Source organism: Brevibacillus sp. JB24b (assembly GCF_051713385.1).
GTDB classification, from domain to species: domain Bacteria; phylum Bacillota; class Bacilli; order Brevibacillales; family Brevibacillaceae; genus Brevibacillus_B; species Brevibacillus_B laterosporus.
The window spans coordinates 4,626,397-4,651,866 of record NZ_JBNVQV010000001.1 but is presented as its reverse complement, the minus strand read 5'-3'; the positions used below and the strand labels follow the sequence as shown (position 1 = coordinate 4,651,866).

The 25,470-nt window shown below is 41.7% G+C and carries 27 protein-coding genes; 18 read left to right on the top strand and 9 right to left on the bottom strand.

The genetic code is table 11. The features are described from left to right. Positions 1-5: 5 nt before the first annotated feature. From ACQV1I_RS21765 to corA, 3 genes are all read right to left on the bottom strand, one after another. On the bottom strand, positions 6-1,445 hold the full coding sequence (locus tag ACQV1I_RS21765; RefSeq protein ID WP_116334917.1) for an MBL fold metallo-hydrolase: 1,440 nt from the start codon (positions 1,443-1,445) through the stop codon (positions 6-8). 49 nt (positions 1,446-1,494) lie between these two features. After that, positions 1,495-2,694, bottom strand: coding sequence for an FAD/NAD(P)-binding oxidoreductase (locus tag ACQV1I_RS21760; RefSeq protein WP_094700934.1), 1,200 nt, complete (start codon positions 2,692-2,694; stop codon positions 1,495-1,497). A gap of 124 nt (positions 2,695-2,818) precedes the next feature. Further along, the gene (gene corA / locus ACQV1I_RS21755) at positions 2,819-3,754 is read right to left on the bottom strand and encodes a magnesium/cobalt transporter CorA (RefSeq protein ID WP_116334918.1); all 936 of its coding nucleotides are present in this window, start codon (positions 3,752-3,754) and stop codon (positions 2,819-2,821) included. 510 nt (positions 3,755-4,264) lie between these two features. Here corA and ACQV1I_RS21750 point away from each other — a divergent pair. Further along, entirely contained in the window at positions 4,265-4,603 is a 339-nt protein-coding gene (locus ACQV1I_RS21750; RefSeq protein WP_116334919.1) for a hypothetical protein, read from the top strand. After that, complete coding sequence (locus tag ACQV1I_RS21745) at positions 4,588-5,175, top strand: hypothetical protein (RefSeq protein WP_116334920.1); 588 nt, start codon at positions 4,588-4,590, stop codon at positions 5,173-5,175. Before ACQV1I_RS21750 ends, ACQV1I_RS21745 begins: the two co-directional genes overlap by 16 nt. A gap of 76 nt (positions 5,176-5,251) precedes the next feature. Here the strand turns inward: ACQV1I_RS21745 and ACQV1I_RS21740 are convergent, their stop codons facing one another. Continuing rightward, entirely contained in the window at positions 5,252-6,286 is a 1,035-nt protein-coding gene (locus ACQV1I_RS21740; RefSeq protein ID WP_116334921.1) for a M23 family metallopeptidase, read from the bottom strand. Positions 6,287-6,418: 132 nt separating this feature from the next. On the opposite strand from ACQV1I_RS21740, the gene larC reads away from it, so the two are divergent. The 4 genes from larC (at position 6,419) to lipA (ending at position 12,382) form a co-directional block, all read left to right on the top strand. Then, entirely contained in the window at positions 6,419-7,363 is a 945-nt protein-coding gene (gene larC / locus ACQV1I_RS21735) for a nickel insertion protein (protein WP_116334922.1), read from the top strand. A gap of 104 nt (positions 7,364-7,467) precedes the next feature. Continuing rightward, entirely contained in the window at positions 7,468-8,592 is a 1,125-nt protein-coding gene (locus tag ACQV1I_RS21730) for a metallophosphoesterase family protein (protein WP_116334923.1), read from the top strand. Then, complete coding sequence (locus ACQV1I_RS21725) at positions 8,589-11,423, top strand: AAA family ATPase (RefSeq protein ID WP_116334924.1); 2,835 nt, start codon at positions 8,589-8,591, stop codon at positions 11,421-11,423. Before ACQV1I_RS21730 ends, ACQV1I_RS21725 begins: the two co-directional genes overlap by 4 nt. A gap of 68 nt (positions 11,424-11,491) precedes the next feature. Then, entirely contained in the window at positions 11,492-12,382 is an 891-nt protein-coding gene (gene lipA, locus ACQV1I_RS21720) for a lipoyl synthase (protein WP_031411513.1), read from the top strand. A 110-nt stretch (positions 12,383-12,492) separates the two neighbouring features. On the opposite strand, the gene ACQV1I_RS21715 is transcribed toward lipA, so the two are convergent. Continuing rightward, entirely contained in the window at positions 12,493-13,494 is a 1,002-nt protein-coding gene (locus tag ACQV1I_RS21715) for a YhcN/YlaJ family sporulation lipoprotein (protein ID WP_094700943.1), read from the bottom strand. Positions 13,495-13,611: 117 nt separating this feature from the next. Between ACQV1I_RS21715 and ACQV1I_RS21710 the strand changes: the two genes are divergently transcribed. The 3 genes from ACQV1I_RS21710 (at position 13,612) to ACQV1I_RS21700 (ending at position 14,793) form a co-directional block, all read left to right on the top strand. Next, positions 13,612-14,232 (top strand): YutD family protein, encoded by a 621-nt coding sequence (locus tag ACQV1I_RS21710; protein ID WP_094700944.1) that lies wholly within the window; start codon positions 13,612-13,614, stop codon positions 14,230-14,232. 165 nt (positions 14,233-14,397) lie between these two features. Continuing rightward, a complete protein-coding gene (locus tag ACQV1I_RS21705) occupies positions 14,398-14,619 on the top strand; it encodes a hypothetical protein (protein WP_438769780.1) in 222 nt (73 codons plus the stop codon). A gap of 12 nt (positions 14,620-14,631) precedes the next feature. After that, positions 14,632-14,793, top strand: coding sequence for a hypothetical protein (locus ACQV1I_RS21700; RefSeq protein ID WP_161555120.1), 162 nt, complete (start codon positions 14,632-14,634; stop codon positions 14,791-14,793). A gap of 146 nt (positions 14,794-14,939) precedes the next feature. On the opposite strand, the gene ACQV1I_RS21695 is transcribed toward ACQV1I_RS21700, so the two are convergent. Continuing rightward, positions 14,940-15,212: a DUF3055 domain-containing protein gene (locus ACQV1I_RS21695; protein ID WP_018673444.1), complete on the bottom strand. Its 273-nt coding sequence runs from the start codon at positions 15,210-15,212 to the stop codon at positions 14,940-14,942. Positions 15,213-15,221: 9 nt separating this feature from the next. Then, on the bottom strand, positions 15,222-16,199 hold the full coding sequence (gene glpX / locus ACQV1I_RS21690; RefSeq protein ID WP_018673445.1) for a class II fructose-bisphosphatase: 978 nt from the start codon (positions 16,197-16,199) through the stop codon (positions 15,222-15,224). A 352-nt stretch (positions 16,200-16,551) separates the two neighbouring features. On the opposite strand from glpX, the gene ACQV1I_RS21685 reads away from it, so the two are divergent. From ACQV1I_RS21685 to ACQV1I_RS21675, 3 genes are all read left to right on the top strand, one after another. After that, entirely contained in the window at positions 16,552-16,983 is a 432-nt protein-coding gene (locus ACQV1I_RS21685) for a DUF86 domain-containing protein (RefSeq protein ID WP_116334925.1), read from the top strand. A gap of 116 nt (positions 16,984-17,099) precedes the next feature. After that, the gene (locus ACQV1I_RS21680) at positions 17,100-17,732 is read left to right on the top strand and encodes a helix-turn-helix transcriptional regulator (protein WP_026315311.1); all 633 of its coding nucleotides are present in this window, start codon (positions 17,100-17,102) and stop codon (positions 17,730-17,732) included. A 117-nt stretch (positions 17,733-17,849) separates the two neighbouring features. Beyond that, positions 17,850-18,635, top strand: coding sequence for a TIGR01457 family HAD-type hydrolase (locus ACQV1I_RS21675; protein WP_116334926.1), 786 nt, complete (start codon positions 17,850-17,852; stop codon positions 18,633-18,635). Here ACQV1I_RS21675 and ACQV1I_RS21670 read toward each other — a convergent pair. Then, positions 18,601-19,149, bottom strand: a complete 549-nt coding sequence (locus tag ACQV1I_RS21670; RefSeq protein ID WP_116334927.1) for a phosphatidylglycerophosphatase A family protein — start codon at positions 19,147-19,149, stop codon at positions 18,601-18,603. The two genes, ACQV1I_RS21675 and ACQV1I_RS21670, sit on opposite strands and share 35 nt — an antisense overlap. A gap of 125 nt (positions 19,150-19,274) precedes the next feature. Here ACQV1I_RS21670 and ACQV1I_RS21665 point away from each other — a divergent pair, with 125 nt between their 5' ends. Genes ACQV1I_RS21665 through ACQV1I_RS21655 form a run of 3 tightly spaced genes read left to right on the top strand, consistent with a single transcriptional unit; the run spans position 19,275 to position 22,268 of the window. Next, entirely contained in the window at positions 19,275-20,399 is a 1,125-nt protein-coding gene (locus ACQV1I_RS21665) for a hypothetical protein (protein ID WP_094700948.1), read from the top strand. Beyond that, on the top strand, positions 20,317-21,279 hold the full coding sequence (locus ACQV1I_RS21660) for a 2-hydroxyacid dehydrogenase (protein WP_116334928.1): 963 nt from the start codon (positions 20,317-20,319) through the stop codon (positions 21,277-21,279). The genes ACQV1I_RS21665 and ACQV1I_RS21660 overlap by 83 nt, the downstream gene beginning before the upstream one ends. Beyond that, entirely contained in the window at positions 21,276-22,268 is a 993-nt protein-coding gene (locus ACQV1I_RS21655; protein ID WP_018673453.1) for an alpha/beta hydrolase, read from the top strand. Before ACQV1I_RS21660 ends, ACQV1I_RS21655 begins: the two co-directional genes overlap by 4 nt. 90 nt (positions 22,269-22,358) lie before the next feature. Here ACQV1I_RS21655 and ACQV1I_RS21650 read toward each other — a convergent pair whose 3' ends face one another. Continuing rightward, the gene (locus tag ACQV1I_RS21650; RefSeq protein ID WP_003334633.1) at positions 22,359-22,580 is read right to left on the bottom strand and encodes a NifU family protein; all 222 of its coding nucleotides are present in this window, start codon (positions 22,578-22,580) and stop codon (positions 22,359-22,361) included. 260 nt (positions 22,581-22,840) lie between these two features. Here ACQV1I_RS21650 and cysK point away from each other — a divergent pair, with 260 nt between their 5' ends. From cysK to ACQV1I_RS21635, 3 genes are all read left to right on the top strand, one after another. After that, positions 22,841-23,764 carry a cysteine synthase A gene (gene cysK / locus ACQV1I_RS21645; protein ID WP_018673454.1) on the top strand — a complete coding sequence of 308 codons (924 nt, stop codon included), beginning with the start codon at positions 22,841-22,843 and terminating at the stop codon, positions 23,762-23,764. 1 nt (position 23,765) lies between these two features. After that, complete coding sequence (locus ACQV1I_RS21640; RefSeq protein ID WP_018673455.1) at positions 23,766-24,899, top strand: bifunctional cystathionine gamma-lyase/homocysteine desulfhydrase; 1,134 nt, start codon at positions 23,766-23,768, stop codon at positions 24,897-24,899. A 176-nt stretch (positions 24,900-25,075) separates the two neighbouring features. Then, positions 25,076-25,399, top strand: coding sequence for a YuzD family protein (locus ACQV1I_RS21635; RefSeq protein WP_094700951.1), 324 nt, complete (start codon positions 25,076-25,078; stop codon positions 25,397-25,399). Positions 25,400-25,470: the final 71 nt, after the last annotated feature.

The following is a 25,470-nucleotide window of genomic DNA, read 5'->3' as shown; positions in this document are numbered from 1 at the left end:
CAGGCTTAGATGGTTACGCTTGTTGAAATTGTCTCAAGTCCAGCTTGATTCCAGGCGAGGATTCCACCTTTTAAATTAATCAAGTTCTCAAAGCCTTTTGATTCTAAAAGGCTGACTGCTATTGCAGAGCGAGCACCGGAACGGCACTGGACAAGTATAGGTTTATCTTTGGAGATCTCATCTAGTCGCTCCTGTAGAGAGCCGAGTGGGATATGAACAGCATGTGGAAGATGGCCCTCAAGCCATTCTGATGAATTGCGTACATCGATCAAGGTGACGTCTTGCTGATAGACAAGTGGAGTGGCTGTCATAACATCCATTTCCTGCATGTCTTTTTGCAGGGGGGACAGATCGATGTTTTTTTGAATTGCATTACTATCGCCTATTGCTGTGACGTGGTCAATTCCAACTGCCCGGAGATCAGATAAAATTTGGTGATGATCTTCTTTATCCCCAATGATATATAAAGGACTTTGTTCATCAAGTAACCAACCAGCCCATGTACAGAAGCTACGCTGATGAGGGATAGATAGAGAGCCATTCAAATGATTTTGGGCAAATACGGAGGCAAGACGTGTATCCAGTAGGATTGCTTCGCTAGTTCGTATGTCTTGTAGTACTTCCAGATTTATCTGTAATTCTTTGGGGTGAGGTAAATCGGCTATCAAGGTTGCTCCTTGTTTATTAACTTGTTTCATTCGAGAAAAGTATCGAGGGGGCTCTGGCTGACCGTCTAATAACCATGTGACGAATTTAGCTTCTTCTGTGAAAGACAGGGCAGGGTTATAACGCTTTTCATAGCCTACCGTAGAAGAAGGTACTGCACCTAACGCCTTTCCGCATGCACTTCCCGCTCCATGACCTGGCCAGATTTGTAGATAATCCTCCCATTCTTTAAAACGTTGAAGAGATTTATACATTTGGCGTGCTCCTATCTTAGCAGTACCAGCTTGACCAGCAGCCTTTTCGAGCAAGTCAGGACGACCTACGTCGCCAACAAACACAAAATCTCCTGTAAATATTCCGATGGGTTGTGGTCCGGCTGAGCCATAATCCTTCAATAAAAAGGACAGACTTTCCGGTGTATGTCCTGGCGTGTGCATAACTTCTAAACGTAGATTACCAACGGACAAGGTATCTCCTTCATAGATAATTTGATGGGCAACACCATCGAGTCTCGCATATTGCCAATCAGGACCCCCTTCTCCTGACAGATAGAGAGTAGCTTGAGTCTGATGGGCGAGCTCTCTTGCTCCGGATACAAAATCTGCATGAATATGAGTTTCTAAAGCTCCTACTATACGCAGACCTTCTTGTTGGGCAATACGTAGATAAGCTGTAATGTCTCTTTGAGGATCAATGACGACGGCTTCACCAGTTCGTTGACAACCTACAAGATAGGAAGCTTGAGCTAATTGTTCATGATAAAAGTAACGTAATAACATGGATAATCGTTCCTCCTTTTATTTTGTAATGAAAATGGTGGAACAAGGGTTACATTCGCCCTTTCAGCATTGCTCGCCAGTAAAGGAGAGGAAGCAAATCTTTTTTTACTCGATACATGCTATACCTTTCCTTTGATTGATCAAAGGGAAACGTTTCGCGTGGTTCTTGCTTGTAATCAAATTCTGCTAGGATCACGCGATTGTAGCCTGTTACTAGTGGACAAGACGTATATCCATCGTATCGAGCGGATAAGGATTGCTGGTCCATGACAGCCAATAGATTGGCAACGAGCACAGGCGCTTGTTTTCGAATAGCAGCCCCAGTCTTAGAAGTTGGAAGGTTACTACAATCTCCTAGAGAAAAAATGCTTGGGTAGCGTCTATGCTGTAGGGTAGCCGAATCGATTTCTACCCAACCAGATTCGTCAGCTAAAGGGCTTTCCCGAATAAAACGGGGAGGGAACATAGGTGGCACCACGTGCAACATGTCATAGGAAAGGGTATGTAACTCTTTTGTATCAAGATGAACAAATAAAGCTTCTTTCTTATCTGAAAGAATCTCTATTAGATTCCACCTAAAGTTTGTATGAATATTTTTTCTGTTAATAACATTCTGTAAGGCATCTGCATATTTTTTGACGGCAAAAATCCTCGCATTAGCTGAAGCAAAAATGATTTGAGATTGAGAGCGAACCTTTGCCTTCCGCATATGATCATCAGCTAAATACATAATTTTCTGGGGGGCACCCCCGCATTTAATCGGTGTATTTGGATGAGTAAAAATGGCAGTACCTCCTGCAAAAGTGCGCAGACATTCCCACGTATAAGAAACGTGTTCATAAGAATAATTGCTGCATACCCCGCCTTTTCCAATTGCTTCAGGAAGCCCTTTAATTTTATCCCAGCCTATCTCAATTCCTGCGGCCACGACCAAATATTCATATTGAATATCTTCCCCAAGTGCTGTACGTACTTGATTCATTTCAGGAAAAAAGAACTCTATAGACTCTTTGATCCAAATCGCACCCTTAGGAATCTGGGAGGCTTCCTCTCGTTCTGTTTTTTCTTTTGATACAACACCTGCTCCCACCAAAGTCCACAAGGGCTGGTAGTAGTGTTTATCGGAAGGATCAATGATTGCAATGTTTCCACGAAGGGAGGGACGTGCGCGCAATAACCTAGCAGCAACCATAATACCGGCGCTTCCTCCGCCTACAATGACAATACTAAATGTGCGTATATTTGACATCTCCAATCCCCTTTCAGCCATAAAGAGATTCTCAATCGTAAGAAAGATGAAGAAAGAAAAAATGTCAAGGGAAAAGAAAACCCTTTCATATACCTCTTATTCTAAATTATAGACTTTTTTCCATTCATAACCAATCCCTTTTTTTAAAAATAACATACATTGTAGTAGCTAATGTGAACATAATGATCAAGACGAAAAAATAGCCATAGTGTGTATGTAGTTCTGGCATCACATCAAAGTTCATTCCATAAATGCCTGTCACAACAGTCAAAGGCATGAATATGGTGGTTAGTGCTGTAAAAATGCGCATAATCTCATTGGTTCGATTGGAAACAGATGATTGGTAAGCTTCACGTACGTTGCCAATTAACTCTCGAAATGTTTCAAAATTCTCCACAATCTTCACTGCATTCTCATGAATATCAATGAAATATTTACGTAGGTTAGGAGAGATCAGAGATAAATCCATCGTTTGAAGTGCATGAATGAGCTCGCGTTGTGGAGCCATCATCTTTTTTGCATACAGAATTTCCCGGCGTAAGCCAACAATTTGTGAAAGATGAGCGTTTTTTGCTTTGATTAAAACCTGCTCTTCTAAGTTTTCAATCAGGTCTTGAATTTCTTCCATCACATCAAAGTAGCTTTCTATAAGCTGATCCATGAAAAAATACAAGAAGGAATCGGATGAATGAATTTCTTCTTCACGAATAATGGAGGGAAAAATACGAATCTCATTTATTTCAAATTTACTGACCGTAATGACATAATGCCCTCCAAGAAAGATATTTACTTCTCGCAGAAAAATATCTTGATTTTGAAACTGAATACTATTGCTAACGATAAAGTAATGATCATGATAAACCTCAAGTTTGGGGCGTTGCTCTTCTTCATCAATGCAATCCTCAATGGCTAGTGGATGCAAACCAAACAAGGATTGCAGTATGTCCAGATCAAATAAACGGGCCTGTATCCAATAGAAACCGTTAGCAGGCGGGCGGGTTGTCTCTTCTACGTCTTCAACTGATGTCATGGTTCCATTTTCAATTAAAAAGATTTTCAACCTAAAACCCTCCTCTTTCTTCTATTCTCACAGATACCAATAGTATATCCCGTATGTCAGATAACCTTTATTTAGTCAGAGCATTACCAACATTTACTCTTACCCGAATGGGCTAAAATCGCTTGCAGAGGCTATTTTCAAACAGTAAGATTGAAATGCTTTGTAGCATTTTTAACAGCTGAAATTAAGGGTGAATTTTACGATTATGGAAGACAACAGAAGCTTACCCCCCAGGATTTAGGGTATCATCAGGTAACACTGTCGAACGTCTATAGTGAATCAACGAGCTATCAATTCCCAACACCACCTTGACTGGAAGTATGTTAAAGGTGCTGGATTTCGTCTGGTGTATCAACATTCTGAGCAGGTAAATAAGAAAGTAAGCTCAATAACAGTGCTTATTAATGGAATACCAGTGATACGACCCCTTTAGAAGGAACAACAGGTAAGCCAAAAGAAGCTTTCATTCCCTTTCCGTCAGCTTTACGTACGGGAGAACCAATACAAGTAGTGGTTCAAGCTAATTTAAATAGTAGAGATACAGGCTGTGACGAGGTAACCAATCGCCTGGAACATTTCGTAAGCATTTTACCTGAAAGTCGGTTTATAGTTAAGCATGAGTCATTGAGAACAGCGGAGCTTTCCCGTTTCCCTAATTTATTTGTGGATCAGAATAACCAAGTGAAGGCAACAGCTTTGTTATCAACAGAACCAACTAGTACAGAATTGACAGCACTGGCTCAATTGACAGCAGGAGCTATGAAAAATGTGAATGACATACAAGTAATGCTTAAACAAGGTGCTAAAACACTTGAAAAAAGTAATGAACATGTATGGCTGATGGATTAGGCAATCAAGGGGATTTACTAAATCAATGGAAGCAGGAGCAGGACTTGCAGATCAAGGCTACTCCAAAAGGGCTTTCTAGTGATGAGGTTCCTGTGCTTGAATCTTTGCAAGATAATGGCGCAAGCATTCAGCAGTTTTTTATAAATAAAGAAGGTCAAGCAGCCTTAGTCATTAGCGCTAGTAAACCAGAAATGCTGGTAGAGGCAACAACAGCTATGGGAGATCCCAAGAGAATACCGGCGGAATCTACAGAAGAAGCAGACATTTTAACCACGAACGGTAATATTGTACTACTACCTCTCACAAGTGAAGCACCTATCCCGGTTAAATCTCAACTGGTGAATAAGGTGAAGGGCTTGTATGAATATGCAAGTACAACTGACGGACAGGCAATGATGGCAGTCATCGTTTTTGCCATTACGGTTCTGATCGTTCTCTTTATTCTGATACGCTCGTGGAAAAGAAAACGTCGTCTAGAAAATATGGATCAAAAACAAGGCACTGATTCAAATTTGACAGGCAAAAACGGTCAAAGTCTGACTCGATTAGGACGCAATTCTAAAAAGAAATAGCAGTAAAAAACAAATGAAGCTCCTGCAACGCTACACGAAGCAGGAGCTTCTCCTCATATCAGGGTGTTACTAAAGGTTATTTGTAAATAGGCTTAGGTTGCTTTTTCTGATTTTCCCAACGCTTTAACAGCGGATAGGGATCAAAAGCCCATTCATTATTTCCGGTGTCCCGATACGTTCCATAATGAAGATGAGGTGGGAACTTACCTGAGGTACCAGGCTTTCCGTAACCAGAACTGCCTACATAGCCAATTACTTCACCAGGGACAACAATATCCCCCTCTTTTAGCCCCTTTTTAAAAGAGGATAGATGAGCAAAGTAATGATAAATATTGTCGATATCGCGAATACCTACACGCCACCCACCATAGCGGTTCCAGCCTAATACCTCAACCACGCCATAGCCTGTGCTCATCACCGGTGTAGAGTATCCAGCAAAAATATCGACACCTTCATGAATGCGTCGCCCTCCCCAGCCACGTGGGTCTCCCCACGTACTGCGATAACTATAAGAGAACCGTTTGGGAATAGGAAAAGCATGGTCATGCAATTCAAGTGTTTGGAATTTCTCATAGATTCGTGAGAAGTGCATGATGGTTCTTACTGCTGAATCACGCTTATAATAGTTCCATAGACCAATCTTAAAATCATCGGAATTAAAACCATAGGTACCTAAGAAACGAACAAGACTAGTTAATACGTCACGATCATTATCCTGATCAGCTACACCATCTCCGGAACCATCTAATCCGATCCCATGAAAGAAGGTAATTGATGTTAAATTATTGTCATTAGAATCAGGATTAAAAACGCCACACCATAATTCAGTGGGAACCCTGATAGCAGTAAGGCGTTTGTTTGTAGACTCTGCTTCAGTGTTTTTTGGTTTCTTTCTAATGGTTCGTTCATACTGATCAATAGCAGCTACATATTTCCATGGAATTCCATATAATGCTTCATATTCGATAAATAATTCCATACGCTCATCCCTCTCTGACTTAGCAGGGGAAGTTGATGGTGCCTTAGTTGGAATTGATGCTGCTAACCCCTGAGATGGAGCAATAAGGATAATAGCTATCATCCAACATGAATAAAGGCGTAGAAAACGCATACGTCTCCCTCCAGCCATTAGTCTCCTTATAGTAGAATGACCGATACGCTTATGAACTATTCTTACAAATTTTAGGTAATGAATGAAGGGGTTCAAGGCCCTCTAAAAATAAAATGAAAGGGGGTGCTTTATATGGTCCGACAATATGTTTTTATCGGGGGAGAAGGAGCTTATCAATTAACGTCGCTATTACCACTGTGGCAGCAACTTCGGATAGATGAAAGTCTGTTTTTTTCGAAAATAGTTGATTCATCTATCGATACAAGTAAGTGGGACGTGAAGGAAGCGGAGGCTTGGGATGCTCTGCTTGAAATAGGAATACCTGAGGATTGTCAAGTTATGGTAAGTCATTTGATTCTCCCGGAAGAGGATATGATAAATGACACAATACTCCAATTGGCAGTAGGTCAATATATTAAAAAATGGAGGAAGAAAGAGGAAGGGGAAGCGTGCAGCGCTCCATTTCTTAGGTGGCTACAAAGGATGGGAGTACTCTCGGTCGCAAGTCCTCCTCCTGGCAAAATACAAAGGGTGTGGAGTGGCAAGGGAATATATATAGCTTTTATTGGCCCTGAAAATGAAGATGTAAATGTAATTAATGCTGGCCATACGGAAAATAAACATGACTCATGTATAAATGAGGCAATGATTCTCTTACAAGCCAATCTAGAGGATACTCCTCAAGAATGGTTGGGTTATACCATGCAAAGCTTGTATGCAGCTGGAGCCAAAGATGTTTCCTATTTTTCAATAACGATGAAGAAGAATCGGCCTGGTCTCATGTTGCAGGTGATGTGCTACGAAAGTCAACAGCAGATAATGAAAAGCATCATGTTTCAAGAGACGACAACCTTTGGTATACGTTATTTTCCCGTTACTTGTCACCGTTTAACTGAACAGATTTTGGATGTAAAAACAAAGTGGGGGGAAGTGGAAGTGAAGCTGGGGTTTTATCATGGGGATTGTGTACAAATTGCCCCTGATTTTGAGATATGCTCCAAACTAGCGGAAGACCACGATGTTCCTTTACGTAAAATTTATCAAAAGGCAATGATGATGGCTAAGGCACGCTTATAGGCGTGCTTTTTTGTATGGATGCTCTGAAGGGAAAATATGTTCGTAATCTAAGCAGGAACATAGCGGTAAAGTGAAGAAATTAGCCTTAGACGGGGAGGGCGAACATGATCAGATTTATTCATACAGCTGATGTCCATCTGGACGCACCTTTAACGAATTTATCTTCCATCTATGAAATAAGACAGGAAGATTTCAGGCGTACTATGCGACGAATACGTGATGTAGCATTAGAAAACCAAGTTGATTTTTGGCTCATTGCCGGTGATTTATTAGAATACCATGGAGGTACGAGGGCCACTGCTTTATTTTTACGAGAGTTATTTAACAGTATGGCACCCACACCTATATTTATCTCGCCAGGTAACCATGATCCTTGGCAGGAAGGATCATTTTATCAAACAATGGAGTGGCCTGCACATGTTCATATTTTCACAGATGAATGGGGCGTTTATGAATATCCAGAAAAATCGTGTGTTTTGTATGGATGGGGATTTCCGCAAGCGCATGTTACCACATCACCCTTAAACTTCTTTCCGGGAAAATTACCTGATTATCGCTACCATCTAATAGTTATTCATGGTTCTGTGATTACCGGAGAGCATACAGAGCATTCTGTCTATGCCCCAATGACGATTGGCGGGCTTGCTGATACAGGGGTAAACTATGTGGCACTTGGACATATCCATAAACCAATGCAGTTTCTTCATCCACAGACTCAACAGGTGTTTGCAGTATATCCAGGTTCTCCTGAAGGACTATCAATCAAGGAAAGTGGAGAGCGTTATGTCATTCTTGGAACCATTTCTAATAATGGTGAGATAACAGTAGAGCCTATTTCTGTACAAAGTAGAATCAGCAGAAAAATGACGATCTCACTTAAAGGCTTGGAGACAATTGATACAATTGTTGATCGAGTTGAACAAGAGCTTTCTCAAGTAAATCGGGAGGATTTGCTGTATGTGACATTTGCGGGAGAGAGAGCCAGTCACCTACATGTACCAATCGAGATAATAAAGTCACGTTGTAAGGAATATTTCTTTATTCAATTTTCAGACCAAACATATCCAGATATAGATGAACAGCAGGTAAAAGAAAAGGGTGGCGTTTTTGGCAAATGGCTGGAAAAGCTAGATGATTTAGAACAGGCAGCAACAAATGAACGAGAGAAGGCAGTAATCCAACTTGCGAAACGAGAGGCCTTACAGCAGATTGGGAGTGTATTTCGTTGATCATTGAGGACCTACATATCAAAGGGTTTGGTAAATGGCAGGAACGAACCTTTACCTTTGCACCGGGATTAAACCTATTTTATGCCCCAAATGAGGCTGGAAAAACTACCTTATTACAAGCACTTGTGGCTAGTTTGTATGGGATGAAAAAAGATTTTATCAAAGTCTCCCGTTATTTAGACGAATACGATCGCTACTATCCTTGGCACCACGCTTCCTATGAAACAATTGTACGGTATACATTAGCAAATCAACAATTTCGCTTACATCGAGTTCTTGATAAAGAGCGTGAGCAAATGAAATTGTATCTAGAGCCAGAGCTGACAGAGGCCTTAGCTTTATATAAAGAGGATCGACGGCGAGAATACAATTTTATCGAGAAGCATCTTGGGCTTAACCGTAGTTTATTTACTGATATAACCTGGATCAAGCGAGAAGGCTTACAGGCACCAGAACATTTATTACCAAACCTTGCCCAAGAAGGTATAATTGATCCTGCTGTTCAAGGTGTGCTAGCTGCATTAGAACAAGAATATAGTGTGATAGGGAAAAAAGATAATGCCGAGAACACACGGTGGGGCAAAGCTAACCGACAATGGCAGCAAGCTCGTCAGGCTCTTCAACAAGCAGAAGAAATCTGGCAGACAAACCAGCATCTCCATCAATCTGTGGTGGTGTGGCAAAAGGAAGAAGAGCTAATCCAGAAAAGATATGACATGCTAGCTAAACAGCTTACAGATCATCAACGATTTATGGAAGTTTGGCAACAGTGGTGGACATACACATATCAGACATCTCATAGTGACCATGTAGCTCGTTGGTTAACCGACTCTACAAATTCACTTCCGATCATATACAATGAGACTCCAGAGCTTATCGAGTGTCACCAGTCAACCCAACAGCAACTCGCTTGGCTAGAGCAGGAGTTAGGACAGCATACAGAGGGTGGCGATGTAATTGCCCAAACTCAGAAAGAAGCAGCTGTAAAAGAAGAGTTAGAAGAAGCAACAGATAATCTGGGAGAATGGACGAAACGAAACGATTTGCGACAGGAAGCTGAGTTAGAGCAAGTAAACCATGATTACCAGATAGCACGTGCGATGAATAAGAGTCTAGAGGATGTACGCCAACAACGATATCAGCAAGAAATTTTGTTGGCTCAACTGAAAGCCACGCTACAAAATAAGAAAAGTGTCCATGCCGCAAGTAAGGAATATACCCATCTTTTACAAGAATCACCTCAACTAGCTTATTATGATGATGTAGTCGCTATACAAGCAGAAAATTATTTGCGGCATAATAGATTTGACGAAGTAGACCTTTTTGTTTCAGTGAGTAGTCGTAGAGCCAAGACTCGAAAGCAAAAGCTAGAACAATCAAAGCAAGAGACAGCACGAGTACATTCTAAAATTCCTCTACGTATCTGGGTAAGTGGCGAGATCGCACTGGTGACTGCCATTTGGAGTACATGGATGATAATTGAACAACGATGGGATTTAGTGAAAATTGGTGGTGGAATAACCATCTTTGCAGGTTTACTCAGCATCATTTTCTATTTTCTTTATAAGAAAAAGATAAGCAGAAAAACCAAAGAGACAAACTTTCAGACTACCCAAGTATCGCAGATTCCTGAGTCTGTTCAGCAGTGGCTTTCCCGGATGAATATTCACTCAGCAGAGCAACTTCGGACGCTACGCGAGAAATATGTCAGATTACAGCATTGTGAGCGGGAGATAGAGGCTTTTACGCAGGAGAAAGAGGAACAAGCTACCCTATTAAGTAAGCTAGATTTAGAAATAGGGGAGCTACAGCAACAAATCGAGCAAGCTCACCAAACATTACAGCAGCTAATTGAGCAGGAGCAGAATCAGATTGAGAAGCTTGCAGCTCTTTTTTCTGTTCATCAGGTTGATAATTGGGAAGAATTTACCGATAAACGGGAAGCCTTATTAGTAGAGATCCATGTGTTATCCGCTAATCAAGGACAATTACAAGCGATTGAGCGATTAGAGGAAGAATTGCAGGTGGAAAGATTACGAGCAGAACAGTCAGCATATATAGAAAAACAAGAGGAGCATCGACAAGCACTTCTGTTGAATTGGGCAGAAAAAACACGAAAAGCGATGTTGGTTTCTAAAGAGATAAAGGAGCATGAGCATACTACAGACTTGCAGGAAGCTAAGGAGTTGGAGGATCAGCTTGACCAATTGAGGGAGCGTATTGCGAGAGCTAGGGGAGAGATTGGACAGCGAGATCAAAGCTCGTGGGCTAGAGCGAAAACAGATTTTGATGAAGCCGAGTCAGTATTAGAAGAGGTACAAGTACGACGAGATAGCTTACAAATTGCTCGGGACACCCTTCAAGAAGCCATGAAGGTGTGGCATAGGGAAGTCTCCCCAGATGTAAGTCAGATTGCTTCAGAAGTGACGAATCGGATAACTGAGGGGCGATACCAAGATGTGCGAATTGATCCTACCAATCAATTTTCGATAAAAGTAATAGAGCCTGATTTGCACCGAGTTATTCATCAGGAGAAGCTTTCTAATGGTATGCAGGATCAGTTATATTTTGCCCAACGAATCGCTTTCATTCTGCAAATTAGTAAGGCCAAAGAGCCTCTTCCGATATTTTTAGACGATCATTTTGTCCATTACGATGAACGTCGATTACAGAGCACAATAGCATACCTACTTACATTAGCCCAGACGCATCAAATTTTTTTATTTTCTTGTCAACAGCGTGAAATGTTATTATTAAGTGAACAAATAAAAAATCACCCACGTCATCAGCTTCATAACTGGTACAATAAAGAAGCGAACAGGAACATCTAATAGGTTGCAGATAATAATCATTCTAATTATAATTGAGACACTGAAAAATGTTAGGAGTGTGACGGTAGATGGCACAACGCAAACCAGATTGGTTAAAAATAAATCTCGCATCTGGACAAGATTTGGACAACTTCCGTGAAATTAAGCAGATGATGCGTGGGAAAACCCTGCATACGGTTTGCGAGGAAGCAAAATGTCCCAATATACATGAATGCTGGGTGAATCGAACCGCCACTTTTATGATTTTAGGCGATATTTGCACACGTGCTTGTCGTTTCTGTGCAGTTAAAACAGGTCTTCCAACCGAGTTGGATTTGGCCGAACCAGAACGTGTAGCAGAAGCATCAGAACAAATGGGCTTGAAGCATGTTGTTGTAACTTCTGTAGCTCGTGATGATTTAGCTGATGGAGGAGCAAGTATCTTTGCAGCTACGATCAAGGCAATTCGTAAACGACTTCCTCTTGCTACAATCGAAGTTCTAATCCCTGACTTTATGGGCAACTGGGATGCATTGAAATTGGTTATGGATGCGCGCCCCGATGTATTGAATCATAATATTGAAGCGGTACGTCGATTATCGGATCGTGTACGTGCTCGTGCTAAATATGATCGTACGTTAGAGTTATTGCGTCGTGCAAAAGAGATGCAACCAACTATTCCAACCAAATCAAGCTTGATGATTGGTGTTGGTGAAGAGATTGAAGATATTTTAGAAACAATGGATGACTTGCGTGCGGTTGACGTTAATATCATGACGATTGGACAATACCTGCAACCAACGAAAAAACATATTGCTGTAACCAAGTACTATCATCCAGACGAATTCCGTATGATGAAAGAAGAAGGAATGAAGCGTGGTTTTAGTCACGTAGAATCAGGTCCATTGGTACGTAGCTCTTATCACGCACACGAGCAGGCGAATGCAGCAAAGGATACGATTGCGGCGGCTAATGCATAATTGATAATAGATTTAGACATACAATAACATGTTTCCTACAAACACCTCCATTTAATGGGAAAGCACCCTCATACCATAAGCTTTATGGCAAAGGGTGCTTTGTTGTCTCTTTAGCGTGTCCTACTCTGTGTCTTGTTCATCATGCTTTTGGTTTTTTCGTAATCGGTCATGCCCCCAAAGCTTTTTACAAGACGATCTACTGTTTGAACATGAGTTGTCCCACTGGTGCTTTGTGTACTCGCTGTTTTTGCTGAGGAGTTCGCTACGTGAGACAGTTCCTTGGTCATATTTTGATCGTTGGTTAAATAGACCTTGTAATAGCGTGGGGAAATGGACAAAGCGCTATTACGAGCTTTTACTGTAGCAGAGTGGTCGTCCTTATCAGATGTTTTTACACCAACAAAAATCTCTTCATCCGTTACTAAAACGGTAGCATTATCGATACCTGGAACACTACAGACTACTTGTCCTACTGCTTGTGCCAATGCATCACGGTCAATATAGACGCGAGGTGTTTTTTCATATCCGCGCAGTTGATTCCGTTGTACAACAGCATATCCTGTTGTATTTGCATTTTGGCCATAGGAGGTGTTATAGGTGCTATATATACTCGGAGCACCTGTCCCATTCATTGCATTGTAATAAGGATAAGACTGCGTACTGTTAGGGCTGCCATAAGCGTTGTAGATGCCTACCCCGTTCATTCGATAGCTTTGTCCATAGCTTTCATTGGAATATAGGCTGGCTCCTTTGGTTAGAGTTCGCCCAGAATAGGGATAACCACTGCTGCTGTAGGCATTTGAGTTATACATAGAGCTGGGAGCTGTTGTCCCATATGGAGTTGCTCGATAAGCAGAAGTTCTCCCACTTCTTAGGTAATCATTGTAATTAGGCTGACTGCCATAGAAAAAAGTGGGACGCCCAGCATTGTTACGATACCCGAACCCTTCGTAATCATAGTTATTTGTGCTTGTACCATAATTCATACGGTTCGTGTATGCAGAGGTGGAATAGGATTTCGTCTGAGCTGTTCCGCCACCGGGGGTGGTTCCACAAGCAGATGTAAGTAATGCTAAGCTGGCTACAGTAGCAAAAATCCATTTCTTTTGCATAGATGGACACCTCCTGAGAATAGGTTGCCCTCTTTAAGGATATGTTTTTCCGTAAAAAATGTGGTAAGATTGGAGAAGATGGTCATGTTTGAGGTTTAAGAAGAGGAGGAAGTACTCTTGATTCGCTTGCAAGCAGGTGTTTATGAATTATTGGAAGAAAATCGTGATGGCTGGAATCTGGAGGTCTGTAAGGAACGTTATAGCGATGTATTGGATAAATACGATTACATCGTAGGTGACTGGGGCTATGGCCAGCTTCGTTTACGCGGATTCTTTGAGAATACGAATCGTAAAGTGCCTTTTGAGCAAAAAATTGCTGCATTAGACGAGTATCTTCAGGAATATTGCAATTTTGGCTGTGCTTATTTTGTTCTAAAGCGCACCAAACGTCTGAATGAATCTGAGCTAGAAGACGAGACAGACCACACATTGATTGATTTGGAAAGCCTAGATAAAGAATCATCTTCTCAAGCGACCCAAACTCCTACCCGACCTCGAAATTATGAACGTCCCTTTAAACGTCGATCGGACAAGAATGATAAGCCATCTCGTTTTCCTCGACAAGATCGGGAGCGTCCGAATAAAGAGGGAAAAGATGGGAAGGATCGAGGAAATCCGAAAGCACATCGCACCGAACAAATAACCAAAGAGAAGCGTGCGAACAATCAAGCTCCAAAAGGACCACGGGTCAAACCAACGGCAACACCTACTAAAAAAGTCATTCAAACTGAAAAATAACGATACAACAACGAACACCTGATGAAAGTAAATGCTACTTTCGTCAGGTGTTTTTGATTAGCTACACAGATTCATATTCATACCCATATCCATACCCATCTTCTCCATATATGGGAGCATCTGTGCGACGATACATAAACGGAGGGTAAGGGGAGGCTGGGTCATATGGTGAAAAGGTTGGATAAAAAAATAGTGGAAATGTTCCGGAATAAGGGTAGTAGCGGCGATGACCACCATCATGATGAGGATGATGAGGGTGGTGAGGGTGGTGAGGGTGGTGAGGATGATGAGGGTGATGAGGATGATGTCTACCATGATGATCATGGCTATCATGATGACCATGGCCGCCTCTTTGTACAGGAACGATTTCATACGGAGAATACGTAGGAGCTAAATAAGGTGTGTAAGGATTATAAACGGGTGTATAGTGGTGGGGATAAGAAGTTTGATGGTAAGGGACATTTCCTTCGTTATATCCTGTATACTGAATCTGATCTCTATCCTCAGGCTCCTGGGGAGAAAGAGGTTGGATTGACTGGCTTTCGTATTGACTTTCCATAATCGACGGTACACTCCTCACATTTGCTGTTTTTGTATTTATGGGAGCAGTATACGGGGCAAATAGGCATTTGGCGTATGTCCATGTGTAAAATGGGCACAAATGACAAAGAAAAAAGCCCCCTGCAATGCAGAGGACCTAGTAAAGATTAACCAATTACTCGAACTAAAAACTCCTTTAGTTCTTCCGCTTCCGATTCAGTGATTTGAAAGGCATACTCTAAGTACCCTTCTTCCTCTAAATCATCTGTTCCGATAATCGCGCTACGTCCGTTTTGAATATTGACAACTAACTTTTTTCCATAAAAACGACTTGTTTTGATAATCGCCAGATCAAAACGAGTGGATTCGCCCATAAAGCTGACAAAGCGAGTAGTAGTCTCTTCCGTTTCATCATACAGATAAAAAGGCTCGTGGGACATAAGATTACCCTACTTCCATACCAAGTTTGGTTTATGATCTAGACTGTGCCTAGCCTCTACAAAACGTACTGTTCTAGTCTTTGCTCTCATGACTAGGGAATGTGTCTTAGCTATATTATTACTTAGAAACTTAACCCCTTGCAATAGTTCTCCGTCTGATACTCCAGTTGCGGCAAAAATAGCATCATCTCCAGATACTAAGTCATTAATTGTCAGGAGTTGCTCAGGATCAAGTAGTCCCATTTGACGGCAACGTTCTCGTTCTTCATCATTTTGTGGTTTTAGTCGTGCCTGCATATCTCCGCCTAAGCATTTGATAGCAGCTGCACTAATGACGCCCTCAGGAGCACCGCCGATGCCTACAAACAAATCAATTCCCGATTCTTCTGGCATAGAAGCAGCAATAGCAGCACCCACGTCACCATCTCCAAACAGTTTGACACGGGCCCCAGTTTCTAGAATCCCGTCTATGATTTCTTGATGGCGCTCCCGTTCTTGAACGATCACGGTTACTTCTTCTATGCGTTTTTGATTTGCTTTTGCCACGGTTTCAATCATTTTTTCGATCGGATCATCTAGATTGATTAAACCGGCTGCAGCAGGTCCCACTACCAATTTTTGCATGTACATATCTGGTGCATGTAACATAGTGCCACGATCTCCAATTGCAAGTACAGCCATGGCGTTATTGTGACCTTTAGCAAGAATAGTTGTTCCTTCCAAAGGATCTACGGCTACGTCAACCTCTGGAGAATCCTCTGATTGATTACCTAGTTTCTCTCCAATATATAGCATCGGTGCTTCATCAAGCTCTCCTTCACCGATGACAACCGTACCGCGAATGGAAATTGTATCAAATACGGCGCGCATAGCTGATGTTGCAGCATCGTCAGCTTCATTTTTTTTGCCACGCCCCATCCAGCGTGCAGAAGAGAGCGCTGCTGCCTCTGTAACACGAACAACCTCTAACGCTAATTCTCTTTCCATCTGATCCTCCTGTTACAATCATTGTTATCGTTTTCCCTACAACATGCTTTATCGACTTCATTTTATCACAACATCAGAAAAACAACAGGTGTTCTCCAGATGAAAAGCGAAAGAAATGTTTGGATAGAGAAGATAATGTACGGAAATCATCTTGATCTGTTAGATAAGTTATTTCATTCAGTATTTTTGTTATAATGGGACATGGAAATGAGGTGAGTTTGTTGACGGAAGACCTTGGGATGAGCTTACTTGTATTAATGATGGTCGTATTCACGTTTTTTGGAATTGTAATTTGGACAAAACTTGCTTCTAAAAAACGCAAAAAATAGATAATTAAGCGGGGGAAGACAACATGTATGATGTAAATACAGCAAAAGTGGAGCAAGTGCTTACTTATATGGAGCGCATGCTGACGCTCTTATCTCAAAATATGACTTATTCTGATGAAGAACTGGCTTGTGATCAAATTAAGCAGTTAGCAACCGAACGTGCTCTGCATATATGTATAGAAGGGATTGCAGATGTAGGAAACGCTCTCATAGACGGATTTATCATGCGTGATCCTGGTAGCTATACAGATATCGTTGAAATTCTTCGAGACGAAACAGTTCTCACAAACGAGCAAGCCACTGTTCTACATCGTGTCATGGAATTTCGTAAACCACTTGTTACCTACTCAGAAATTCCTGTATTGGAAATGAGTTCGTTAGTTAGAGAGGCTTTACCTATTTTAACAACATTTGCACCTTCTGTACGGTCATACATTCAAAAGGAATTATTTTAGTAAGAAGCAAGGCAAATAGGCTATTAACAAAAGTGGATTTTTTAAACAAAAACCTTTCATTAGTTTACTAATGTTATTCCTTACTGTAGAATAGGAGAGAAAGGACGGTGATTGTTATGTCAAAGGAACAGACTTCCACACGTGATCAAATTCTGCATATGTTAAAAGTTAAAGGTTCCCTTTCAGTTAGCGATATTGCGTTGGATTTGGGCATCACGGAGATGGCAGTACGTCGTCATTTGAACACGTTGGAGCGTGACAATCTGATCAAGTCCTCGCTGGTACGTCAAGCGATGGGCCGTCCGACTAATGTATACTCCTTATCACAGCAAGCGGATGAACTATTTCCGCGTAACTATCATGATCTTACGCTAGACTTCCTTCAGGATTTAGTTGATATAGACGGAGCGGACAAGGTAGCAACCTTGTTTCGTAGACGAGAAGATCGACTCGAAGAAACGTATCGCCCCTATATTCAAGGCGAATTGGAAGAAAAGGTAGCTGCATTAGCGGATATTCAAAATCAGAAGGGCTACATGGTGGAATGGGGTAGAGAAGAGGAGACAGGGGACTATTTTATTAAAGAGTTTAACTGTCCGATCTCTCAGGTAGCTCGCCAGTTTAATCAGGCATGTAGTTGTGAATTGTCATTGTTTAAACGCGTATTAGGCACAGAGGTAGAGCAAGCCTCCTGTATGGCTAAAGGTGGAGACAAATGCCTGTACAAAATTAAACAAAAGGCTGAATAAAGAGCTAACAAACCACTCATCTGCGGGTGGTTTTTTGTTTTAAACAATATGATGTCATTTGTCATGCCCAAACCGAACAAGTACAATAGAGACAGGCTATCAGAAGGGAGAGACAACATGAAAACATATAAAGGATATCTGCTTGATTTAGATGGGACCATCTATCATGGGAACAGGGTTATACCTGAAGCTATCACTTTCATTACATATCTTCAGGAAACAAAAACTCCCTATTTATATGTGACAAACAATTCATCAACCACCCCTGAAAAGGTGGCAGAACGACTAAGCAACATGGGCTTACCTACCACAGCCGATCAGGTTTATACAACTAGTATGGCTACAGCAAAATATTTGACTGAACAAAAGGGACAGCCCAAAACGTATTTTGCTTTAGGCGAAGAGGGCCTATTTACAGCCATGGAGGAGGCAGGATTCACGTTTACACAAGAAAATCCCTCCTATGTAATCATCGGTATTGACCGTAGCGTAACCTATGAAAAATTGACAACAGCCATGCGTGCAATTCGAAATGGAGCCACATTTATTGCTACCAATGCAGATCCTGCTCTACCAACAGAACACGGTTTAATGCCTGGAAATGGAGCATTAGTAGCTGCTGTAGCGACTGCATCAGCACAGCGCCCCACCATTATTGGTAAGCCAGAATCAATTATTATCAAATATGCATTAGAGAAACTCGGAACTAAACCAGAGGAGACCATCATTGTAGGGGATAACCTACACACAGATATCCAAGCGGGTATCAATAGTGGTATTGACACCCTGCTTGTACTCTCAGGATATTCCACGTTGGAAGATGCAGATAAACATGATGAGCCACCTACGTATGTAGAGCAAAGTCTACTTACTTGGATGGATAAGATACGCCCTGGGCTTTAAGCTCTTCTTCTTCCTGATGACGACGTCGGTGGGCCAATCTGCTGGATGCAGCTGCTGCAATTGCGCCTACCAGATCGTCTAAAAAGGTATGAACACCATTCTTTTTATCGTTTAGTTTTTCTAATACACCGTATTTCAGCTTGTCGGCGTATCCATAGTTGGTAAATCCAATGCTTCCGTAAAGATTTACAATCGCGAGGGACATGACCTCATCTACTCCAAAGAGCGATTCATCAGTTGCAAGCATCTCCTGCAAAGGGGATAGTAGCTTGTTCTGTTCAGCTAGTATGTCTAGCTGAATGCCTGTTAATAGGGCATTCTGTACTTCACGCTTTTGAAGGACGGCATGTATGCTTTCAAGACATTGTTCCATCTGTAGGTTTGGAATATATTCTTCTTGGAGAAACATGACGATCTCTCCAATATCTTGAAGTCGTACTCCTCGCTCTTGCAAAAGCTCAAGTGCTTTCGAGTATACTTGTTCACTCCAAACATGCTGCTGTTGATTCAACAAATAATCGCCTCTTTCTAAGAGAGATATAGGTAGTATTTGTCTTTTTTAGAAAGGCTATGCACTCACCTATGCCCATGATATGTCATAAGCTATTTCAACAGAATCAGGGCCAGGAGGTTTAGATAATGGAAGAACTATTGGGCAAGTTTTGTGAGGAGTATTCTTTTGTTGATGCAGAGTGGAAAGAGGAGAATGGACGCAAGCTGTTGTATACAGACCGAGGATTACACTACATCCATACTTGTCCACCATCTTATCGGGCAAAGAGTTTATTAGTGGAGAAGACAATTGAAGCGATCCATAAAAATTGTGATCTGAAAGTCTTACCCATTTGCAAAGCAAATGATGATAATTATCATGTGAAAGATGGAGAAGTCCTGTATTATTTACAGGAAGGCATGAGGGAGACAACGTGGGAACGCCACTATTTTAATCTGGGTAAGTCACTGGCGGAGTTTCATCAGGCGACGCGCTCGCTTTCATGGGATAAGCTTTATTTACCGTATCGTTCTTTAGGTACGTGGCCGGAGATGTGGGGGAAAAAGTGTAAAACCTATGAGAGTCTACTCGATAGTTTGGAAAAATCGGATTCATTCAACCCTTTTGAGGTTTATTTATTTACGATGTTTACGTATATACAGGTATCTGCAACGACCGCTATTGATTATTTGAATGGGAATGGTTACAAGCGGTTGACGAATGGTTTGAGTAAACAAGGAAAGATTGCTTTTCAGAATTTTCAAGATGGTCATATAATGTTTCATGAAAGTGGAAAAAGATACATTGCGGGACAATATAGCTGGGTGCTGGATATGCGTACGCGTGATATTGGGCAAGGTATTAAATGGATTGTTCGCAGAAATGGATGGCAAGCAGATAAAGTAATAGAGTTTCTAGTGGGTTATCAATGTATAGCACAGCTTTGCCCAGAGGAGTATTCCTTTATTTTTGCTATGTTGCTGTATCCCTCTCGCTTTTTAAAAACAGTGGAGCTATATAGTCTCATGTGTGATGAGGATCGAGAAAGGGCGGGGGAGGATTGGCAAGCCCCACTTGATGAAGAGCTTGCCACAATGGAACAAGTACTTGGGCAATATCCAGAAGCAATTCGTCAGTACTTCGGCGTTGAAATTCCCGAAATACATTGGCTATGGAGGTTACCTGAAGATGACGACAAAACCATTTGTATATGTGACACGGAAAGTAGCGAAGGAAGCTATGAACCTTTTAGCGACTATAGCGACTGTTGAGGTATGGGATCAGGAATATCCTGTCCCTCGCGACATTTTATTAGAAAAAGCGAAACGATCGGACGGCTTATATGTCATGCTGTCCGACCGGATCGACCGTGAACTAATCGATGCTGCCCCCCATTTAAAAGTGGTATCTACACTTGCTGTTGGGTATGACAATATTGATGTAGAGGCTTGCAAAAAGAGAGGCATTGTCGTAACAAATACACCAGATGTTTTAACGGATGCTACTGCTGATCTGGCCTTTGGTCTGTTAATGGCGGCTGGGAGACGCTTTGTAGAAGCGAACAGGGTACTGATGAATGGAGAGTGGAAAACATGGAGTCCTTATTTCATGGCTGGTCAGCGCATTCATGGTGCAACGATTGGAATTATTGGAATGGGACGAATTGGTGAAGCGGTTGCCAAAAGGGCGAGCGGGTTTGATATGCGTATTTTATACCATAACCGGAGTCGCAAAGTAGAGGCGGAAGAGACCTATGGTGCTACATATTGCTCTTTACCAGATTTGTTGTGTGAATCTGATTATGTGGTGTTGTTAACACCATTGACAGAGGAAACGAAAGGTTTAATGGGGGCAGAGCAATTTGCAATGATGAAGTCTACAGCGGTCTTTATTAATGCTTCACGTGGAGCTACGGTAGATGAAATGGCCCTATATCAAGCATTGAAACAGGAAACCATTTGGGCAGCTGGTTTAGATGTCTTCCAACAGGAGCCGATTCCAACAGATCATCCTCTCTTATCACTTCCAAATGTAGTAGCTCTCCCCCATATTGGTAGTGCTACTTATGAAACTCGAGATCGTATGGCGATGCTTGTCTCTCAAAATCTAGTAGCTGTACTTTCAGGAGACGAGGCGGTTACTCCTGTATGAGTCAACCCCTGTTGATGTTTTTGGTCTGTTTCATCTTTGTATTGATAGTGTTGCTAGTCGTGATTAGTGTGTATATTGGTCAAAAATTACTACATCCAAGGCGCAAGCCTATCACCAATTATCCAGAGGATTACGGTTTATCTGTATATGACTGTATTTCATTTCCAAGTCGTGATCAGTTAAAAATGAAGGGCTGGTATTTTTCTGCCGCTAAACACCAAGAAGCGCATTTGAAACAAATGGATGAGGGAGCAGACATGGCTACACAGGAGAGCCAACATGTACAACCGCTCAAGCATGCTACCATTATTGTTGCTCATGGCTACAGACAGAATCGCTTAGAACAGCATTTACCGGCATTGACACTTGCTAAATCCTTTGTGGAGGCCGGCTATGATGCCATACTCTTTGATTTTCGTAATGCTGGGGAGTCAGAAGGAAGCTTGACTACAATTGGCTTATATGAACAGAAGGATTTGTTAGGAGCAATTGATTTCGCCAAAAAACGAGCTCCAGGTCATTCTATCGGTTTGATTGGTTTTTCTATGGGAGCAGCTACCTCTCTTATGGTTGCAGGAGAAGATGAACGTGTGAATGCGGTTGTTGCGGATTGTTCCTTTGCTTTGTTATCTGATTATCTTTCTAACAATTTGCCAATATGGACAAGACTTCCTTCATTTCCGTTTACATCGATTATCTTAACCGTGATTCCCATTCTGGTGGGGGCAAGCCCAAAGCAGGTAAAGCCCATCGAGGCCGTCAAACGATACGGTTCTAGACCGTTGCTCCTAATCCATGGTAGAGAGGATAAGACAATTCCTTATAAGGAAAGTGAAAAATTATATGAAGCAGCCATGCACCCCGAAGCAGAATTGTGGCTAGTACCAGAAGCCGATCATGTACGGTGTTATACAAGAGATAGGGAGTTATATTCTCGGCGAGTACTACAGTTTTTTGATCGCTATGTAGGGGAAAGTCCGAATAAGTAAAATCGGACTTTTCCTATATGTTAATCCGGCTTTAAACAAAAAAAGCATTCAAGGCATAGGCGCATGAATGCTTTCAATCGTATAATAATCTTAAAATACTTGTTGAACTTCTACAACACCAGGTACTTCTTCAACTAATGCACGTTCAATACCGGCTTTTAGGGTGATGGTAGAAGAAGGGCAGCTACCGCAAGCACCCATCAAACGTAGTTTAACGATGCCATCTTCAACGTCAACAAGCTCAACGTCACCGCCATCGCGTTGAAGGTACGGACGAAGCTTTTCTAGTACTTCTTGTACTTGTTCTTTCATGGATAATCACTCCTTTTCAACTCCATTCTATTATAATCTCCCTACTTACGAAAATCCATGAGTTTCTATACTTATTATCATTCTTTTATCAAAAATAGGTGGGAAATGGACTATTGCCGCTGATTCATAAGAAAGTCCATCCTGTGTGGACAATGTTAAGATAAATGCAAAAAGTTAGCTAAAAGCATGGTATACTAATGGCGTTCCTACTTGTACTTATACATTCCTGCATATAAACATTGGATCGGAGGAAGATCTACGTGAAGGTTTATCGCAACATAAAGGAATTAATTGGAAATACACCTATAGTTGAACTGACGCAATTTGCTTTACCTGAGGGGGTTCGTCTGTTTGCCAAACTGGAGTCCTATAATCCAGGGGGTAGTGTAAAAGATCGTCTCGGAGTAGAATTAATACGAGATGCAGAGGAACGCGGTCTATTGCAACCTGGTGGGACCATTATTGAACCAACAGCAGGTAACACAGGGGTTGGCGTAGCACTTGCCGCAGTTAATACTTCTTATCGTGTGATCTTTTGCGTACCTGAAAAGTTTTCGATGGAAAAGCAAGAGCTTATGCGCGCTTTGGGGGCGGAAGTGGTAAATACGCCAACGGAATTAGGAATTAAAGGAGCAATAGCTAAGGCAAAAGAATTAGCTGAGACGATTCCAGGAGCTTTTGTGCCACAACAATTTGCCAACCCAGCTAACCCAGAAGCTCATTATAAAACAACAGGCCCCGAAATTTGGGATCAAATGGATGGTCAGGTGCATACCTTTGTGGCAGGTGCAGGTTCTGGTGGTACCTTTATGGGAGTGGCACGTTATCTAAAAGAACAGCGTGCATCTATAAGAACTGTTATTGTTGAACCAGAGGGCTCTATCTTAAATGGAGGAGAATCTGGCCCACATAAAACAGAGGGTATCGGTATGGAGTTTATCCCAGGCTTTATGGATACTTCCTATTTTGATGCCATATATACAGTTTTGGACGAGGAAGCCTTCTCTCTTGTAAAAGAATTGGCAGGTAAAGAAGGTATTTTGGCTGGTAGCTCAGCGGGTGCAGCTTTACATGCGGCTCTTAAGGAAGCAGAAAAATCTGCTCCAGGAACGAATATTGTTGTGCTATTTGCAGATAGTAGTGAGCGTTATCTATCGAAACAAATCTATCAGGGGGGTCTATAACATGAAAATGAAAACTCGATTAATTCACGGTGGTATTGAGGGGGATATTCATACAGGAGCAGTATCTACACCGATTTATCAGGTGAGTACCTATAAACAAGAAGGAATTGGCGTTCATAAAGGCTATGAATACTCTCGTACAGGTAATCCGACACGTCATGCATTAGAAACCTACATGGCTGATATAGAAGGTGGAGCACGAGGATTAGCATTTGGTTCGGGAATGGCAGCCCTATCCACCATTTTATCCTTATGCAGTCAAGGAGATCATCTGGTTGTCGGAGATGATGTCTACGGTGGTACTTATCGCGTTATTACTCGCGTATTCTCTAAATTGGGCTTGGAAGCTACTTATGTAGATACGACTGATCTTGCTGCTGTTGAAAAAGCATTACGTCCAAATACTCGAATGATTATTATGGAAACACCTACAAACCCATTGCTAAACGTATCAGATGTAAGAGCGGTAGCTGCGATTGCGAAATCGAAAGGAGTTCTACTTGTAGTAGATAATACGTTTATGACTCCTTATTGGCAGAATCCATTAGACTTAGGTGCCGATATTGTTTTCCATAGCGCAACTAAATATTTAGGCGGGCATAGTGACGTGGTAGCTGGTATCGTTGTTACTAAAGAAGCTGAGCTTGGCGAACAACTGCACTTCCAGCAAAATGCTATTGGGGCTATTTTAGGTCCTCAGGATTCATGGTTGTTGTTACGTGGAGCTAAGACTTTGGGAATCCGTATGGAGGAACATGAGAAGAACGCTAATCAATTGGCTCACTGGTTACAAGAACAAGCTTCGATCAGCCGTGTGCTTTATCCAGGCCTTGCTTCCCATCCAGGACATGAGCAGATGAAAAAACAAGCACGTGGTTTTGGTGGTATGATTTCTTTTGATGTGGGTAGCGATAGCCGGGCAGAAGAAGTCCTATCTAAATTAAAATATTTCACTCTAGCTGAATCTTTAGGGGCAGTAGAAAGCTTGATCGGATTACCTGCTCGCATGACGCATGCTTCGATCCCTGCTGAACGACGTGCAGAGCTAGGGATAACAGATGGATTACTCCGTATTTCTGTAGGTATTGAGGATGTAGAGGATTTAATGGAAGATCTGGAACAAGCTTTATCATAAAAATCCATATTTGTAAGTGTGGAAATCAAAGAGGCCAACCCAAACAGCGAAAAATGTTGGGTTGGCTTCTTTAGCATATACAGATTTCTTAGTTTGGATAGAATGTTCAATCGACATAGACGGTTGTAAACCAAAAACAATATAATGAAGACAAATAGGGAAGCGGAGGGATTCAAATGAAAGTAGAGATTTTGGTATATGGAACGGAGCAACTATGCGCAAGCTGTGTGAATCTACCTTCAGCCAAAGAAACGGCAGCTTGGCTAGAAGCAGCTGCTGGAAGAAAGTTTGTACAAGAGCAATTTGTCGTACGTTACTGTGATTTTTTACATCCCACGACTGAAGTAGATAGTTTATGGGCTAAACGTATCGAAGAAGAAGATTTGTGGTATCCGCTTGTCGTAATTTCCGGGGAAATTGTCGGAGAAGGAAATCCAAAGTTAAAACAGGTGTATGAAGCTTTAGAAAAAGCAGGTGTTCAACCAATCGAACGCGTTTAGAAAATGGAAAAAATAAGGTGTAACCTTTTTGTAAAGACTTCACCGCAGGGTAAACGTTATGATAAAGGTGC